General features: G+C 71.4%; 13 protein-coding genes. 5 read left to right on the forward strand and 8 right to left on the reverse strand.

The annotated features are described in order from the left end of the window. Positions 1-113: 113 nt before the first annotated feature. Entirely contained in the window at positions 114-2,564 is a 2,451-nt protein-coding gene (locus CHF15_RS08750) for a DNA gyrase/topoisomerase IV subunit A (protein WP_089223066.1), read from the forward strand. Positions 2,565-2,663: 99 nt separating this feature from the next. On the opposite strand, the gene CHF15_RS08755 is transcribed toward CHF15_RS08750, so the two are convergent. The 5 genes from CHF15_RS08755 to CHF15_RS08775 form a co-directional block, all read right to left on the reverse strand. Next, the gene (locus CHF15_RS08755) at positions 2,664-4,283 is read right to left on the reverse strand and encodes a glycoside hydrolase family 13 protein (protein ID WP_089223067.1); all 1,620 of its coding nucleotides are present in this window, start codon (positions 4,281-4,283) and stop codon (positions 2,664-2,666) included. A gap of 98 nt (positions 4,284-4,381) precedes the next feature. Continuing rightward, positions 4,382-5,260, reverse strand: coding sequence for a carbohydrate ABC transporter permease (locus CHF15_RS08760; RefSeq protein WP_089223068.1), 879 nt, complete (start codon positions 5,258-5,260; stop codon positions 4,382-4,384). 14 nt (positions 5,261-5,274) lie between these two features. Beyond that, positions 5,275-6,249 carry a carbohydrate ABC transporter permease gene (locus CHF15_RS08765; RefSeq protein WP_089223069.1) on the reverse strand — a complete coding sequence of 325 codons (975 nt, stop codon included), beginning with the start codon at positions 6,247-6,249 and terminating at the stop codon, positions 5,275-5,277. Between the two features lie 37 nt (positions 6,250-6,286). After that, positions 6,287-7,699, reverse strand: coding sequence for an extracellular solute-binding protein (locus CHF15_RS08770; protein ID WP_089223070.1), 1,413 nt, complete (start codon positions 7,697-7,699; stop codon positions 6,287-6,289). A 249-nt stretch (positions 7,700-7,948) separates the two neighbouring features. Beyond that, a complete protein-coding gene (locus CHF15_RS08775; protein WP_089223137.1) occupies positions 7,949-8,956 on the reverse strand; it encodes a LacI family DNA-binding transcriptional regulator in 1,008 nt (335 codons plus the stop codon). A gap of 277 nt (positions 8,957-9,233) precedes the next feature. Here CHF15_RS08775 and CHF15_RS08780 point away from each other — a divergent pair, with 277 nt between their 5' ends. Next, positions 9,234-9,629 carry a VOC family protein gene (locus CHF15_RS08780; protein WP_089223071.1) on the forward strand — a complete coding sequence of 132 codons (396 nt, stop codon included), beginning with the start codon at positions 9,234-9,236 and terminating at the stop codon, positions 9,627-9,629. 121 nt (positions 9,630-9,750) lie between these two features. Further along, complete coding sequence (locus CHF15_RS08785; RefSeq protein WP_089223072.1) at positions 9,751-10,656, forward strand: sucrase ferredoxin; 906 nt, start codon at positions 9,751-9,753, stop codon at positions 10,654-10,656. On the opposite strand, the gene CHF15_RS08790 is transcribed toward CHF15_RS08785, so the two are convergent. From CHF15_RS08790 to CHF15_RS08800, 3 genes are read right to left on the reverse strand one after another with little or no spacing between them, the layout of a single operon-like run. Further along, positions 10,623-11,654, reverse strand: a complete 1,032-nt coding sequence (locus CHF15_RS08790; protein ID WP_089223073.1) for an ABC transporter substrate-binding protein — start codon at positions 11,652-11,654, stop codon at positions 10,623-10,625. The genes CHF15_RS08785 and CHF15_RS08790 overlap by 34 nt on opposite strands. A 44-nt stretch (positions 11,655-11,698) precedes the next feature. Beyond that, on the reverse strand, positions 11,699-12,577 hold the full coding sequence (locus tag CHF15_RS08795; RefSeq protein ID WP_089223074.1) for an ABC transporter permease: 879 nt from the start codon (positions 12,575-12,577) through the stop codon (positions 11,699-11,701). Then, entirely contained in the window at positions 12,567-13,382 is an 816-nt protein-coding gene (locus CHF15_RS08800; protein WP_089223075.1) for an ABC transporter ATP-binding protein, read from the reverse strand. The genes CHF15_RS08795 and CHF15_RS08800 overlap by 11 nt, the downstream gene beginning before the upstream one ends. 231 nt (positions 13,383-13,613) lie before the next feature. Here CHF15_RS08800 and CHF15_RS08805 point away from each other — a divergent pair, with 231 nt between their 5' ends. Together CHF15_RS08805 and CHF15_RS08810 are read left to right on the forward strand one after the other, a co-directional pair. Continuing rightward, a complete protein-coding gene (locus CHF15_RS08805) occupies positions 13,614-15,239 on the forward strand; it encodes an ATP-binding protein (RefSeq protein ID WP_089223138.1) in 1,626 nt (541 codons plus the stop codon). After that, the gene (locus tag CHF15_RS08810; protein ID WP_089223076.1) at positions 15,236-15,928 is read left to right on the forward strand and encodes a response regulator; all 693 of its coding nucleotides are present in this window, start codon (positions 15,236-15,238) and stop codon (positions 15,926-15,928) included. The genes CHF15_RS08805 and CHF15_RS08810 overlap by 4 nt, the downstream gene beginning before the upstream one ends. The last annotated feature ends 2 nt before the right edge of the window (positions 15,929-15,930 follow it).

The following is a 15,930-nucleotide window of genomic DNA, read 5'->3' on the forward strand; positions in this document are numbered from 1 at the left end:
CGCCACGTATGAGCCGGGGGGGTGGTCCGGACTGTCGGTGGGGCGGTCCACAATGGTCCGCGTCAGTCCCGTGTCCTTATCCGATGAGGTCCAGCCGAAGGAGCAGCGCCCTGATGGCCCGCCGCACCACGAAGACCCCGCCGCCGGACGATTTCGAGGAGCGCATCCTCGACATCGACGTCGTCGACGAGATGCAGGGGTCCTTCCTCGAGTACGCCTACTCGGTCATCTACTCGCGCGCGCTCCCGGACGCCCGCGACGGGCTCAAGCCGGTGCACCGCCGGATCGTGTACCAGATGAACGAGATGGGGCTGCGCCCCGAGCGCGGCTTCGTGAAGTGCGCCCGCGTCGTCGGCGAGGTGATGGGCAAGCTCCACCCGCACGGCGACGCCTCGATCTACGACGCGCTGGTGCGCATGGCCCAGCCGTTCTCGATGCGTGTGCCGCTGGTCGACGGCCACGGCAACTTCGGTTCGCTCGGCAACGACGACCCTCCGGCCGCGATGCGTTACACGGAGTGCCGCACCACTCCCGCCGCCGCGCTGATGGTCGAGTCGATCGACGAGGACACCGTCGACTTCACGCCGAACTACGACGGCCAGGAGCGGGAGCCGGTGGCCCTGCCGGCCGCCTACCCGAACCTGCTGGTCAACGGCGCCTCCGGCATCGCGGTCGGCATGGCCACCAATATGCCGCCGCACAACCTCGGCGAGGTCATCTCCGCCGCCCGCCACCTGATCCGGTACCCGAACGCGGACCTCGAGACGCTGATGCGCCACGTCCCCGGCCCGGACCTGCCGACCGGCGGCCGGATCGTGGGCATGGACGGCGTCCGGGACGCGTACGAGACCGGCCGGGGCACGTTCAAGATCCGCGCCACGGTGTCCGTGGAGGACGTGACGGCCCGCCGCAAGGGCCTGGTGGTGACCGAGCTGCCGTTCACGGTCGGCCCGGAGAAGGTCATCTCCAAGATCAAGGACCTGGTCGGCTCGAAGAAGCTGCAGGGCATCGCGGACGTCAAGGACCTGACCGACCGCGAGCACGGGCTGCGGCTGGTCATCGAGGTGAAGAACGGCTTCCACCCCGAGGCCGTCCTGGAGCAGCTCTACAAGCTGACCCCCATGGAGGAGTCCTTCGGCATCAACAACGTGGCGCTGGTCGACGGCCAGCCGCTCACGCTGGGCCTGAAGGAGCTGCTGGAGGTCTACCTCGACCACCGTTTCGAGGTCGTCCGGCGGCGCAGCGAGTTCCGCCGCGGCAAGCGCCGGGACCGTCTCCACCTGGTGGAGGGCCTGCTGGTCGCCCTGGTCGACATCGACGAGGTCATCTCGATCATCCGCTCCAGCGACAACGCCGCCCAGGCCAAGGAGCGGCTCATCGAGCGCTTCACGCTGTCGGAGATCCAGACCCAGTACATCCTCGACACCCCGCTGCGCCGGCTGACCCGCTTCGACCGGATGGAACTGGAGTCCGAGCGGGACCGGCTGACCGAGGAGATCGAGGAGCTGACGCAGATCCTGGAGTCCGACGCCGAGCTGCGCAAGCTGGTCAGCGCCGAGCTGGCGGTGGTCGCCAAGAAGTACGCCACCGAGCGCCGCACCCTGCTGATGGAGCCGGGCATGACGCCCGTCGCGGCCGTGCCGCTGGAGGTCGCCGACGACCCGTGCCGCGTGCTGATCTCCTCGACCGGGCTGCTGGCCCGTACGGCGAACGGCGAGGCCCTGACCCCGGGCGACGGCAAGCGGGTCAAGCACGACGTGATCGTCTCGGCGGTCCCGACGACGGCGCGGGCCGACGTCGGCCTGGTCACCTCCACCGGGCGCCTGCTGCGGGTCGCGGTCATCGACCTGCCGATCCTGCCGGAGGCCTCCGGCGCGCCGAACCTGGCGGGCGGGGCGCCGCTCGCGGAGTTCCTGACGCTGGAGCCGGACGAGCAGGTGCTCTGCCTGACCACGCTCGACGAGTCCTCCCCGGGCCTGGCGCTCGGCACCGAGCAGGGCGTGGTCAAGCGCGTCGTGCCGGACTACCCGGCGAACAAGGACGACCTGGAGGTCATCGCGCTCAAGGAGGGCGACCGCATCGTCGGCGCCGTCGAGCTGCGCACCGGTGAGGAGGACCTGGTCTTCATCACCGACGACGCCCAGTTGCTGCGCTACCCGGCGGGCCAGGTGCGCCCGCAGGGCCGCCCGGCGGGCGGTATGGCGGGCGTCAAGCTGACGGACGGCGCGAAGGTGATCTCCTTCACCGCGGTCGACCCGTCGGCCGACGCCGTGGTGTTCACCCTCGCCGGGACCCGGGAGACGCTCGCCGGGGCCGAGGAGGGCACGGCCAAGCTCACGCCGTTCGACCAGTACCCGCGCAAGGGGCGGGCGACCGGCGGTGTGCGCTGCCAGCGCTTCCTGAAGGGGGAGGACATGCTGCTGCTCGCCTGGGCCGGTGGCACCCCCGCACGTGCCGCCACCTCGACGGGTGCGCCGGCCGACCTCCCGCCGAAGGACCCGCGCCGGGACGGCTCGGGCGTGGCCCTCACCAAGCGGGTCTCGGTGGTCGCCGGACCGGTGTGACCGGCGGGCCCACAGCGATGAGGGGCGCGGCACCCGGTGCGGGTGCCGCGCCCCTCGGCGTACGCGGTGTCAGGGCGCGTACGCCCCCGTCCCGCCGGATCAGGCCGGGTCGTCCAGGCGCAGCCAGACACAGGTGTCCCGGGGCAGTCGGCCGTCCTCGGCGAGCGGGCCGCTGGCCAGCAGGAGCCGCCGGTGCGCGGGGAGCGCGACGGCGTCCGCGGACAGGTTGAGCACGCAGGCGAAGCCGCCCGCACGGCGGAAGGCGAGCACGTCCCCGGGACCGTCGAGCCAGTCCATCGGGCCCTCGCCGAGGCCGGGTTCGGCACGGCGGAGCTCCAGCGCCGTCCGGTACAGGCTCAGCATGGAGCCGGGGTCCGTCTCCTGCGCCTCGGCGGTGTAGCGCGCCCAGTCCGCCGGCTGCGGCAGCCAGGGGTGATCGCCCCCGAAGCCGTACGGCGGTGCCTCACCCGACCAGGGCAGCGGCACCCGGCAGCCGTCGCGGCCCGGGTCGGTGCCGCCGGAGCGGAAGTACATCGGGTCCTGCAGCAGTTCTGCCGGGATGTCCTCGACCTCGGGCAGCCCCAGCTCCTCGCCCTGGAAGAGGTAGACCGAACCGGGCAGGGCCAGGGTCAGCAGGGCGGCGGCGCGGGCGCGCCGGGTGCCGAGCTCCAGGTCCGTGGGGATGCCGTGGGCCTTGGCGGCGAAGGCGAAGCCGGTGTCCCGGCGCCCGTAGCGGGTGACGGTCCGGGTGACGTCGTGGTTGGCCAGCACCCAGGTGGCCGGCGCGCCGACCGGGGCGTGCGCGGCAAGGGTCCCGTCGATGGAGGCGCGCAGCCGCTCCGGTTCCCAGGGGCAGGCCAGGAAGTCGAAGTTGAAGGCGGTGTGCAGCTCGTCGGGACGCAGGTAGCGGGCGAAGCGCTCGGTGTCCGGCAGCCACACCTCCCCGATCAGCACACCGTCGTAGGGGTCGGCGACGGTCCGCCACGAGCGGTAGATGTCGTGCAGCTCGTCGCGGTCGATGTAGGGGTGCGGGTCGGTGCCCTCCACGAAGTCGGGCAGGTCCGGGTCCTTGGCGACCATGGCGGCGGAGTCGATGCGCACCCCCGCCACGCCGCGGTCGAACCAGAAGCGCAGCACGTCCTCGTGCTCCTGCCGCACGGCGGGGTGGGACCAGTTGAGGTCGGGCTGCTCCGGGGCGAACAGGTGCAGGTACCAGTCGCCGTCCGGGAGCCGGGTCCAGGCGGAACCGCCGAACTGGGAGCGCCAGCCGTTGGGCGGCAGTTCGCCGTCCTCGCCGCGGCCGGTGCGGAAGTGGAACAGCTTGCGCTCGGCGCTGCCCGGCCCAGCGTCGAGGGCCGCCCGGAACCACACGTGCCGGTCGGAGACGTGGTTGGGGACGATGTCGACGATGGTGCGGATGCCCAGGGCGCGCGCTTCGGCGATCAGTTTCTCGGCGTCAGCCAGGGTGCCGAACGCCGGGTCGATGGCGCGGTAGTCGGCGACGTCGTAGCCGCCGTCGGCCATCGGCGAGGGGTACCAGGGGCTGAACCAGAGCGCGTCCACGCCCAGCGCGGCCAGGTACGGCAGTCTGGACCGCACCCCGGCGAGGTCGCCGGTGCCGTCCGCGTCTCCGTCGGCGAAGCTGCGTGCGTACACCTGGTAGATGGCGGCGCCGCGCCACCACGCGTCGGTGGCCTCGGCCGGGTGGGTGTCTGCCACGTGACTGGTCCTTTCGGGCAGCTGGGACCGCGCCGCCCGCCCCGTGGCGGGCGGCGTGGTACTGGACGGGTGCGGCCGGAGGCCGTCGGGGCCGGGCCTCAGCCCTTCAGGCCGCCGGCGGTGAGGCCGCTCATGATGTTGCGCTGGAAGATCAGGAAGATCAGCAGGGTGGGCACCGAGGCCATCGCGATGGCCGCGAGCAGCCAGTTCTCCGGCACCCCGCTGGCGAGCGAGTAGATGCCGACGTTGAGGGTCTGCTTGGTCGGGTCGTTCAGGGTGAGCATCGGCCAGAGGAAGTCCTTCCAGACCCCGACCACCGCGAAGATGGAGACCACTCCGAGGATCGGCCGGGAGATCGGCAGGACCACCGACCACAGGGTCCGCATCTGCGAGGCCCCGTCGATCGCGGAGGCGTCGAGCAGCTCCTGCGGCACCGAGTCGAAGAACCGCTTGAGCAGGAAGATGTTGAAGGCGTTGGTGACCGAGGGGAGCCAGATCACCCAGGGCGAGTTGAGCAGGTTGCGCTGGAAGATCGGCACGTCCAGGACGGTCAGGTACTGCGGTACGACCAGGACCGTCGCCGGGATCATCAACGTGGCCAGCATCATCCCGAGGATCGCCTTGCCGAACACCGGGCGCAGCTTGGACAGCGAGTAGGCGGCGGCGACATCGAGGACCAGCTGGAAGGCGAGCGCCCCGAAGGCGTACCAGAGGGTGTTGAGCAGAAGGTGGGACAGATCCATCACCTCCCAGGCGCTCGTGTAGTTCTCCGGGTGCAGGGCCTGCGGGAAGGTGGTGGGCGGGATCCGCGCGAACTCCTCGGTGCTCTTGAGGCCGTTGGAGGCCATCCAGTACAGCGGGCCGAGGAAGACCAGCGTGAAGGTGGTGACCACCAGGGTGAGGACGGTCCGGTAGAGGATCCGGCCGCGCCGGCTCGCCAGCTGCGTCGGCGATATCAGCGTTCTCGTGCTGCTCATCGGTGTGTCCCGTCCTACTCGTCCGCGGCGCGGCTGAGCCGCACGTATCCGGCGGAGAAGACCGCCAGCAGTACGAGCAGCACCAGGCCGAGCGCCGCGGCACCGCCGTAGTTGTTGAAGCTGAAGGCGTACTGGTAGATCAGGTAGACGACGGTGGTCGTGGACCCCTCCGGGCCGGAGCCGCCGGTCAGCAGGAAGGGTTCGGTGAAGACCTGCATCGTGGCGATGATCTGCATCAGCAGCATCAGCGACAGGATGAGCCGGGTCTGCGGGACCGTCACATGCCAGATCTTGCGCAGCAGTCCGGCGCCGTCGAGTTCGGCGGCCTCGTACAGCTCGCCGGGGATGCCCTGGAGGGCGGCCAGGTAGATCAGGGTGGCACCGCCCATGTTCATCCAGGTGGAGGCGATGACCACCGAGAGCATGGCGGTGTCGGTGGACTGCAGCCACTGCTGGGTCGGCAGGTGCAGCGTCTCCAGGATGCGGTTGAACAGGCCGTACTCGGGGTTGTAGAGGTTCTTGAAGATCAGCACCGAGGCCACCGGCGGCAGCATGACCGGCAGGTACACCAGCAGCCGCAGATAACCCCGGGTGTGCCGCATCTCGTTGAGCAGCAATGCCACGAAGAAGGGCACCGCGAAGCCGAGCAGCAGGGCCAGGCCGGTGAAGAGCAGGGTGTTGCGCCAGGCCTGCCAGAACGCGGGGTCGTGGAAGACGTAGTTCAGGTTGGACCAGCCGACCCAGGTGGTCTGCCCGCTCTCGGTCTTCTGGAAGGCCAGCAGGAACTCCCGCACCATCGGGTACCACGAGAAGAACGCGAAGCACAGCACGGCGCCGATCAGGAACGCGTGCGCGGTGAGGTTGCGGCGCAGGGCGCGGCCGGCCCGCCCCGGACGGCGGCCGTCCGGGGCGGGGCGGCGCACCGTACGGCGCGACCGGCTCTTCGCGGGAGTGCTGGCGGGCAGGGTGGGGGCGCTGGGGGCCGACATCGTCGCTCCTGGGTGCCGGGTGCCGAGGGGGCCTGGGCTACTGGTTGGCGAGGACCTGGTTGACCTGGGTCTCCGCGGTGGACAGCAGCTTGGCGGCGTCCGCGTTCTTGTTGGTCAGGACGCCGGACATCACGTTGTCCAGGACCTTGTAGATCTCCTGGGCCTTCGCCGGCTCGGCCTTGCCGGGAACCGGGTTGTCCATGAAGGCGCGGAAGTTCTCGACCGGCATGGTGGCGCTGGCGGCCTTCAGCTGGTCGTCCTCGGTCTTGCTGGCACCGGTGAAGAAGGCCGGCTGGGGCAGACCGACGGGGAGGCCGTCCGCCTTGCTGCGGGCGTAGTCGAACTGGCCCTTGCCGGGGGTGAGGGTCTTGAGGTTCAGCCAGGCGATGGCGGCCTTGATCTTGTCGGGCGAGCTGCCCTTCTTGATCATGTAGTCGTTGCCGCCGAAGAGGGTGGCCTTGCCGCCGGGGATCGGGCCCATGCCGAAGTTGGCGTAGTCGGCGCCGAGCTGCTGGACCATGTACGTGATGTCGTCGGGTGCGGCCAGGAACATGCCGAGCTTGTCGGCGGCCATCTGCTTCTGCAGGTCGCCCCACTTCAGCAGCTGGGTCTGGCCCATGCTGTTGTCGGTCCAACGCATATCGTGCAGGTTCTGCACGATCTCCTTGCCGAGGTCGGTGTTGAAGGCCGCCTTGGTGCCGTCGGCGGACACGACGTCGCCGCCGAGGCCGTACATCGTCGCGGTGTAGTGCCAGCCGCCGGTGTTCTGCGCGCTGTACTCGCCGTAGCCCGATATGCCCTTGCCCAGGCCCGCGATGGCCTTCGCCGCGGTGCGCACCTCGGCCCAGTCGGCCGGGGGCTTGTTGGGGTCGAGGCCGGCCTGGGTGAAGAGCTTGCGGTTGATGAGCAGGCCCATGCGGTAGTTGCTGGTCGGCAGGCCGTACAGCTTGCCGTCCTTCTTCAGCACGTCGAGCACGTTGGAGTCGATGTCCGCGAGCGCCGGGACGGTCTTGTCGGTGACGTACGCGCTGATGTCCGCGGCGCCGTCGTTGTCGAGCACCTGCTGCAGGTCGGTGAAGTACGTGTAGAACACGTCCGGTTGCGACTTGGCCTTCAGCGCGGCCGTGAACCGGGCCGGCTCCTCGCACTGACCGGGCGTCGACTTACCGTCGATCGTCACGTTCGGGTACTTCTTGTTGAAGGTGGCGACGTCCTCCTTCCACTCCTTGAGCTCCGCCTTCTTCGCGGCCGGCGGCATGCAGTCGATGGTCAGCGTGACCTTGGCCTTGGGGTCCAGCGGGGCGGTGGGGTCGGACGAACCGCCGCCCGCGTTGTTGTCGTTGTCCGCGCTGCTGCTGGTACCGCAGGCGGTCAGGGCGGCCAGGGCCAGCGCGGAGACGAGCGTGGCCGCGGTGGCACGGCGGGCGGGGCGGAACCAGGAGCTTCTCATCGGTGGTCCCCTTCGGGCATGAGCGTGGAAGCCCCCGACCACACGCAGCGGGGGCGTCGCACACTCAAGCACCACAAACAGATGTCCGCAATATCTCGCGCAGATTTCGCAAAACATTGACCGCCTTGCGCAGCTCACCAACGAAGGCCGCGAACACCGGGCACGGGGCGGGAACCCCGAGGCCGCAAACGCGGACCGGGCGGTTCCGACATCGTCGGAACCGCCCGGTCCGCGGGACGCGGCGACCGCTCAGCCGCGCACGGGCCCCGTCGTCCCGCGGACGACCAGCTCCGGCTCGTAGAGCAGTTCGTCGGAGGCCACCTGCTTGCCCGCGATCTTCAGCGCGAGCAGCTCGACGGCGGTACGGCCCATCGCCTCGATCGGCTGCCGAACCGTGGTCAGCGGCGGGTCGGTGCAGGTCATGAACGCCGAGTCGTCGTAGCCGACCACGGACACGTCACCAGGGACGGACAGCCCCAGCCGGCGCGCGGCCCGCACGGCGCCCAGCGCCATCGGGTCGTTGGCGCAGATGATCCCTGTGACCCCGCGTTCCCAGAGCTTGGCGGCCGCGGCCTGGCCGCCCTCCAGGGTGAACATCGCCCGCCCCACGTGCTCGTCCGGCAGCGACCCGCCGCCCGCGGCGGCGGCCGCCCGCGCCGCGACCAGCTTGCGCCGCGACGGCATGTGGTCGGTGGGCCCGAGCAGCAGTCCGATCCGCTCGTGGCCGAGCGAGGACAGGTGCCGCCAGGCCTGCTCGACGGCGACCGCGTCGTCGCACGACACCCTCGGGAAGCCGAGGTCCTCGATGGCGGCGTTGATCAGCACCACCGGCAGGTTCCGCTCCGCCAGCAGGCGGTAGTGGTCGTGCGGCGCGTCCGCCTGCGCGTACAGGCCGCCGGCGAAGACCACGCCGGAGACGTGCTGCTGGAGGAGGAGCGAGACGTAGTCCGCCTCCGACACCCCGCCCGCGGTCTGGGTGCACAGCACCGGCGTCAGTCCCTGCTGGGCGAGGGCCGCCCCCACGATGTCGGCGAAGGCCGGGAAGATCGGGTTCTGCAGCTCCGGCAGGACCAGCCCGACCAGCCGGGCGCGGTTCCCCCGCAGCTGCGTCGGCCGCTCGTACCCCAGGACGTCGAGCGCCGTGAGCACCGCCTGCCGGGTGCCCTCGGACACACCCGGCTTCCCGTTCAGCACACGGCTGACGGTGGCCTCACTGACCCCGACCTTCTTCGCTACTTCGGCAAGCCGTCGCGTCATGAGCGCAAGCATACGACATGACATGCAAGTGGTTTGCGCTCTTGCGCAAGTCCATCGAGACGCGGGGGACGTGGCCGTGCCGCCGGTACGGGCGGGGCGCAAGCGCGGCCCCCTGGTGATCGGGGTCATCGGGGCCATGGGGGTCACCGCGGTCACCGCAGCGCTCGTGCCCTCGGGGCGACCGGCGCCGGCGTGCCGCGAACCCGCGGGGATCCACGCCCGGTTGCGCCGGCGGTGACCCATACTCTGTGTCCCGTCCGAACGTTCTGGGAGAGTCATGACAAGCAGGTTCACGGAGCTCACCGTTGACTGCCACGATCCGGAGAGGCTCGCGGCCTTCTGGTGCGAGGTCCTGGACTTCGAGGTCGTCGACCGGAGCGAGGGCAAGGTCGAGATCGGCTCCTGGGTGCCGACCGTCGAGGAGGTCCGGGCCCGCCAGATGCCGCCGACCTTGCTGTTCGTCCGGGTGCCCGAGGGCAAGGCCGTGAAGAACCGCCTGCACCTCGACGTCAGCCCGATCGACGGCAGCACCGAGGACGAGGTGGCCAGATTGCTCGGCCTGGGTGCCACCAGGACGGACGTCGGTCAGGGCCCGGACCGGAACTGGGTGGTCATGGCGGACCCCGAGGGCAACGAGTTCGACGTCCTGCGCACCCTGGCGCCGCGGCAGTAGGCCGCGACCGGGCGCTCGCACCCCGTCGCACCCCGTCGCACACCGCAACCGCCACCGCACCGCGCGCAGTACGGGAGGGGCTGGAGAGCCGCGGGTGATGCGGAAGGTTAGGCTTACCTTCATGAGCACCTGCACCTCCGCGTCCAGCTCCCTGGCTGAGCCCGTCGCCGCGACGGCGGCCACCGCGCGGACCTGGCTGCTGCTGGAGCAGCCGGGGCCGTGGGGCCCCAAGGCGCTGACCGGGAGCCATCTGGATCCGCGGGTGGGCCGTGCGCTGGAACGCGCCGCGGACCGGACCGGGGTGCGGGTCGGGCTGATCCGGCGGCCCGGGCGGCATGCGGACCGGCACGACGTACGGCGGCGCACGGCGTACGTGGCGCACACCGTGCCGGGCGGTACCTGGGTGCGGGAGGCGGTCGTCGAGGACCCGGGCGCGCTGCTTGGCCTCGACTTCGAGGCGCTGGGCCGCGGCGACCACCGCGGCTTCGGGATGCCGTACGAGGGCGACCCGCTCGCCCTCGTCTGCACCAACGGCAAGCGGGACCGCTGCTGCGCCCTCAAGGGCCGGCCGCTCGCCGCGGAGCTGGCCGCCTCCGGGCTCGGCGAGGTCTGGGAGGTGACCCACCTGGGCGGGCACCGGTTCTCGCCGACGATGCTGGTCCTGCCGTACGGCTACGCCTACGGCCGGGTCGACGCCGGACTGGCCCACCAGGTGCTGGCGGCCGCCCGCGAGGGCGACATGGTGCTGGAGGGCTGCCGCGGGCGTTCCGCGTGGGAGCGTCCGGGCCAGGCCGCCGAACTGGCCGTGCGGCGGCTGACCGGCGAACTGCGCGCCGACGCGCTGACCGTGGACGGCGAGCACGGCACCCGCGTGCGGCATCTCGACGGCCGGGCCTGGGACGTCGAGGTGATGGCGGTCGCGGCGGAACCGCCCCGGCCCGAGAGCTGCGGGGCGGCCCTGGGGGCGCCGCTGCGGATGGAGATCAGCGGCATTCAGCCGGCGCTCTTGACGAACTCCGTGGTGTAGGTCTTGGCGAGGTCCACCTCGGCGTTCTGCAGGTTGGGGTTGAACGCCTTGAGGACCCGCTCCACCGTCTCGGGTCCGTCCTCGGGCATCACGCCGTCCTTGGTGAACATCGGCAGCGTGCTCTCGATCGCCTTGACGTAGAGCTCCTGCCCGCCGCCCTGCGCGTAGTCGGAGGGCATCTTCGCGGCGATCTCCGCGGCGCTGTGCGTGGACATCCACCGCAGCGTCTTCACAAAGGCGTTGGCGAGCTTCTGGACGGTCTCCTTGTGGCCGTTGACCCACTCCGTCTGCATGTAGAGGCTGGAGGACGGGTAGAGCCCGCCGAGCGCCTGCTGGGAGCCCTCCGGGGTGCGCATGTCGATGAGCACCTTGCCGAGGCCCTTGTCGAGGATCGTGGCCACGGTCGGGTCCGTGGTCATACCGCCCTGGATCGAGCCCTGCTCCATCGCGGAGATGAAGGTCTGGCCGGCGCCGACCGCGACCGGGGTGAACTCGCTGGTCTTCACGCCGCTGCTGACGGCGAGGTACTTGGTGAGGAAGTCCGTGGACGAGCCGATGCCGGTCACGCCCAGCTTCCTGCCCTTGAAGTCCTTGGCGCTCGTGAGGTCCCCGGCCGCCTCGTTGGAGACGATCTCCACCTCGCCGGGCGCCTGCGAGAACTGCACCACGGACTCCACCTGCTTGCCCTTCACCTGCAGGTCGAGCGTGTGGTCGTAGAAGCCGACGGTGCCCTGCACGTCGCCGGAGACGAGCGCGGTCTCGGCCTGCACTCCGGCCGGCTCGGTGAGCAGTTCGACGTCCAGGCCCTCGGCCTTGAAGTAGCCGAGCCGCTCGGTGAGCATCGCGGGCAGGTAGATGACCTTGTCCAGGCCGCCGACCATGATCTTGACCTTGCCGCCGCCCGAGCCGGAGGCGGAGTCCCCGCCGCAGGCGGTGAGCGTGGTGAGGGCGAGGGCGGAGGCGGCGACCGCGGCCGCGGCCTTGAGGGGCGTGCGCATCTGGTTCACGTCCTTGTGAAGGGGGTGGTCGAAGGGCGGTGGGGTCAGCGGTCGGAACCGGCCTCGGCCGGTTTCCAGCGGAAGAGCCGCTTCTCCAGGAAGGTCAGCAGGCCCTCGGCGAGCAGCGCGACGACCGCGAGGATCGCCATCGCGGCGTACACGCCCGCGGAGTTGAAGGTGCCCTGCGAGGCGGCGACCAGCAGGCCGAGACCCTTGGTGGCGCCGATGTACTCGCCGACGATGGCGCCGATGAGGGCGAAGCCGAAGCTCACGTGGAGGCTGGTGAAGATCCAGGAGGTGGCCGAGGGGATGACGACCTGGAAGGTGACCTGGCGGTCGCGGGCGCCCAGGATGCGGGAGTTGGCGACCAGGTTGCGGTCTACCTCGCGGGCGCCCTGGAAGGCGTTGAAGAAGACCGGGAAGAAGACCAGGACGACGGCAGAGGCCACCTTGGAGGCCGGACCGAGCCCGAACCAGATCAGGAAGATCGGCGCGAGCACGATCCGCGGCAGTGCGTTGAGCACCTTGATGTACGGGCCGAGCACATCGGCGAGGAAGCGGATCCGCCCGAGGGCGATGCCGAGCACCACGCCCGCGACGACGCCGATGACCCAGCCGAGCAGGGCCTCGTAGAGCGTGTACCAGATCTGCTCCCACAGGGTGCCCTGCGCGGTGCCGTCCACGGCCCAGGTGCGGATCTGCTCCCAGATCCGCGAGGGCATCGAGAAGTGGAAGGGATCGACGGCCCCGGCCCTGGCCAGCCACTCCCACAGCCCGAGGACGGCGACCAGGAGCAGCACCCGGCTGCCGTGGACGAGGTGGCTCCGGTTGCGGGCGGCGCGGGCGCGGGAGCGCGCGCGGTCGGTGCCCGCGGGGTCCTTGGTGACGGCGGCCGAGGGGGCCGCCACGGTCTCAGGCGACATCGGCCGCGCTCCTCTCGCGGGTGATGCGGACCTCTTCGCCGAGCGAGGCCCAGATCTCCCGGTAGATCTCGATGAACCGCGGCTCCAGCCGCACGGACTCGACCCGGCGCGGGCGCGGCAGGTCGATCTCGAAGACCTCCTTGACCGTGGCCGGCCCGGCGGTCATGACGACGACCTTGTCGGCGAGGGCGATGGACTCCTCCAGGTCGTGGGTGACGAAGACGACCGAGGCACCCGTGCCGGACCACAGCTCCAGCAGCTCGTCCGACATCAGCGCGCGGGTCTGCACGTCGAGCGCGGAGAAGGGCTCGTCCATGAGCAGGATCTCGGGGTCGTTGACGAAGGTGGCGGCGAGCGCGACGCGCTTGCGCTGGCCGCCCGACAGCTGGTGCGGGTAGCGGTCCTCGAAGGCGGACAGACCGACGCGGGCGAGCCACTCGCGGGCCCGCTCCCGGGCCTCGGTCTTGGGCACGCCCCGGAAACGGGGGCCGGCCATGACGTTGGACAGCACGGTCCGCCAGGGGAAGACGGCGTCCTGCTGGAAGACGAAGCCGACCTTGTCACCGATGCCGCGCACCGGCTCGCCGGCCACCAGCACCTCGCCCTCGGTCGGCTCCTCCAGTCCGCTGACCAGGGTCAGCGTCGTGGACTTGCCGCAACCGGTCGGTCCCACGACGGCCACGAACTCCCCGCGCCCGATCGTCAGGTCGAGGTCGCGGACCGCCGTGTGGAGGGCCCCGGACGGGGTCCGGAACGCTTTGCTCGCACCCCGCAGTTCGATGGCGGGGCTGGTGTGTGTGCTCATGCGCCGGGACGGTAGGTGCGGCCCGGGTCACGGCGGCACCCTTGCGGTCACAACTCCGCCTTGTGCCCACAAGCGGCTGTTCTGCTCGTTTTGCTCGCGCTACCGCAACGAAAGGGCCACGGGGGCTGGGCAGCGGACCCCGGCCGCGTTTACGTTGCGTTCACAGCCGGGCAAACGGACGGGCGAATTCCGCAAGGGCGCGGAACACCGGGAAGGGCAGGGGTGACGTACATGCGCATCCGCTGGCCCCGTCGCGTCTTCGCCCAGGTGCTGCTCGTCCAGGTCGTCCTCACCACCGGCGTGATCACCCTGGCGACCGGGCTGTTCCTCGCCCCGCTCAGCTCTCAGCTCGACCAGCAGGCGATGCGTCAGGCGCTGTCGATCGCCCAGACCACCGCCGCGACCCCGGGACTCGCCCACGACCTGGTCAGCACCCGGCCGAGCGTCACCGGCCCGGTGCAGGAGGAGGCCGAGCGGATCCGCCGCGCCACCGGCGCCCTCTACATCGTCGTCATGGACACCCGCGGCGTCCGCTGGTCGCACACGGACGTCACCCAGATCGGCCGGCACGTCTCCACCGACCCCAGCGTGGCCCTCTCGGGGCGCGAGATCATGCAGATCGACCGGGGCACCCTCGGGCGCTCCGCGCGTGCCAAGGTGCCGCTGCACGGGGCCGGCGGCAGGATCGTGGGCGCCGTGTCGGTGGGCATCGCGTACGACAGCGTGCGGGAGCGGCTGCTGGCCACGGTGCCGGTGCTGCTGCTGTACGCGGGCGCCGCGCTCGGGGTCGGAGTCGTCGCGGCGCTGCTGGTGTCGCGGCGGCTGCAGCGCAGGACGCACGGTCTCGCCTTCGCCGACATCTCCGCGCTGCTCGACGAGCGCGAGGCGATGCTGCACGGCATCCGGGAGGGCGTCGTCGCCCTGGACGCCCAGGGCAGGGTGCGGCTGCTCAACGACGAGGCGCAGCGGCTGCTGGGCCTCGGCCCGGACGCCTCGGGCCGCCCGCTGGACGAGGTGCTGCCGCCCGGGCGGACGACCGACGTACTGGCCGGCCGTGTCGCGGGCACCGACCTGCTCACCGTCAGCGGGTCGCGGGTGCTGGTCGCCAACCGCATGCCGACCGGGGACGGCGGGGCGGTGGCCACCCTGCGGGACCGCACCGAACTGGAACGGCTGGGGCGCGAACTGGACAGCACTCACGGGCTGCTGGAAGCGCTGCGCGCCCAGGACCACGAGCACGCCAACCGTCTGCACACCCTGCTCGGGCTGCTCGAACTCGGCCTGTACGACGAGGCGGTGGACTTCGTCGGCGAGGTGGCCGACGCCCAGCGGGCCTCCGCGGAACAGGTCGCGGAACGGGTCAGGGACCCGCTGGTGTCCGCCCTGCTGGTCGGCAAGTCGGCGATCGCCGCGGAGCGAGGCGCGAGCCTGTCGGTCTCCACCGCCACCCTGCTGCCGGACCGGGTCGTGGACCCGCGCGACCTGGTCACCGTGCTCGGCAACCTCATCGACAACGCCCTGGACGCGGCCCGTTCGCTCGTCGAGGTGGAGCTGCGCGCCGAGGGCACGACGGTCGTGCTGCGGGTGTCCGACGACGGTCCCGGCGTACCGCCCGAGGCCCGGGAGCGGATCTTCGCCGAGGGCTGGACGACGAAGCGGTCCCCCGCGCACCGCGGCCGCGGGCTCGGTCTCGCGCTCGTGCGGCGGCTCGCCGAACGGTACGGCGGCATGGCCCGGGTGACCGCCCGCGCGGGCGGCGGCGCGGTCTTCACCGTCGTCCTGCCGGAGGCACTGGCCGGCGCGGACCTCGTCAGCACCGCGGCGGCGGACGCCGCGCCCTCGGGGGGAGCACGATGATCGACGTCCTGGTCGTGGACGACGACTTCCGCGTCGTCGAGATCAACGCGGCGTACGTCGCCAAGGTCCCTGGATTCCGGGTGACCGCCCGTGCCCACACGGCGGCCCAGGCGCTGGCGACGCTGGAGCGCATGCACGTCGACCTCGTCCTGCTCGACCACTACCTGCCGGACGAGACCGGCCTCACCCTGGTGCGGCGCATGCGCCAGCTCGGCCACACGGCGGACGTCATCATGGTGACGGCCGCCCGCGACGTGGCGACCGTACAGGCGGCGATGCGCTTCGGCGCGCTGCAGTACCTGGTCAAGCCGTTCAGCTTCGCCGGGCTGCGGGGCAAGCTGGACGCCTACGCGGCGCTGCGCCGCACGCTCGACGGCGTCGGCGGGCGCGGCGAGGCCGGCCAGGAGCAGGTGGACCGCATCTTCGGCGCGCTGCGCACCGCCGGTGCGGCGCCGGCGGAACTGCCCAAGGGGCACTCGGCGCCCACCGCCGACCTGGTGCGCAAGGTCCTCACCGAGGCCGCGCGGCCGCTCTCCGCCCACGAGGTCGCCGAACGCGCGGGCATCAGCCGCTCCACCGCCCAGCGCTACCTGAAGTTCCTGGAGCGCGAGGGCCGGATCAGCCTCACCCTCAAGTACGGCGACACCGGCCGCCCCGAGCACCGCTACGCGTGGGCGCGGGGCGGCTGATC

It is taken from the genome of Actinacidiphila glaucinigra (assembly GCF_900188405.1).
GTDB classification, from domain to species: Bacteria; Actinomycetota; Actinomycetes; order Streptomycetales; family Streptomycetaceae; genus Actinacidiphila; species Actinacidiphila glaucinigra.

What these genes read in the sequence shown, in the direction of transcription:
- CHF15_RS08785 (WP_089223072.1), top strand. Translation starts at nt 9,751, where the DNA reads ATGAGCACCTGCACCTCCGCGTCCAGCTCCCTGGCTGAGCCCGTCGCC.
- CHF15_RS08775 (WP_089223137.1), bottom strand. Translation starts at nt 8,956, where the DNA reads ATGACGCGACGGCTTGCCGAAGTAGCGAAGAAGGTCGGGGTCAGTGAG.
- CHF15_RS08770 (WP_089223070.1), bottom strand. Translation starts at nt 7,699, where the DNA reads ATGAGAAGCTCCTGGTTCCGCCCCGCCCGCCGTGCCACCGCGGCCACG.
- CHF15_RS08750 (WP_089223066.1), top strand. Translation starts at nt 114, where the DNA reads ATGGCCCGCCGCACCACGAAGACCCCGCCGCCGGACGATTTCGAGGAG.
- CHF15_RS08810 (WP_089223076.1), top strand. Translation starts at nt 15,236, where the DNA reads ATGATCGACGTCCTGGTCGTGGACGACGACTTCCGCGTCGTCGAGATC.
- CHF15_RS08780 (WP_089223071.1), top strand. Translation starts at nt 9,234, where the DNA reads ATGACAAGCAGGTTCACGGAGCTCACCGTTGACTGCCACGATCCGGAG.
- CHF15_RS08800 (WP_089223075.1), bottom strand. Translation starts at nt 13,382, where the DNA reads ATGAGCACACACACCAGCCCCGCCATCGAACTGCGGGGTGCGAGCAAA.
- CHF15_RS08765 (WP_089223069.1), bottom strand. Translation starts at nt 6,249, where the DNA reads ATGTCGGCCCCCAGCGCCCCCACCCTGCCCGCCAGCACTCCCGCGAAG.
- CHF15_RS08790 (WP_089223073.1), bottom strand. Translation starts at nt 11,654, where the DNA reads ATGCGCACGCCCCTCAAGGCCGCGGCCGCGGTCGCCGCCTCCGCCCTC.
- CHF15_RS08760 (WP_089223068.1), bottom strand. Translation starts at nt 5,260, where the DNA reads ATGAGCAGCACGAGAACGCTGATATCGCCGACGCAGCTGGCGAGCCGG.
- CHF15_RS08795 (WP_089223074.1), bottom strand. Translation starts at nt 12,577, where the DNA reads ATGTCGCCTGAGACCGTGGCGGCCCCCTCGGCCGCCGTCACCAAGGAC.
- CHF15_RS08805 (WP_089223138.1), top strand. Translation starts at nt 13,614, where the DNA reads ATGCGCATCCGCTGGCCCCGTCGCGTCTTCGCCCAGGTGCTGCTCGTC.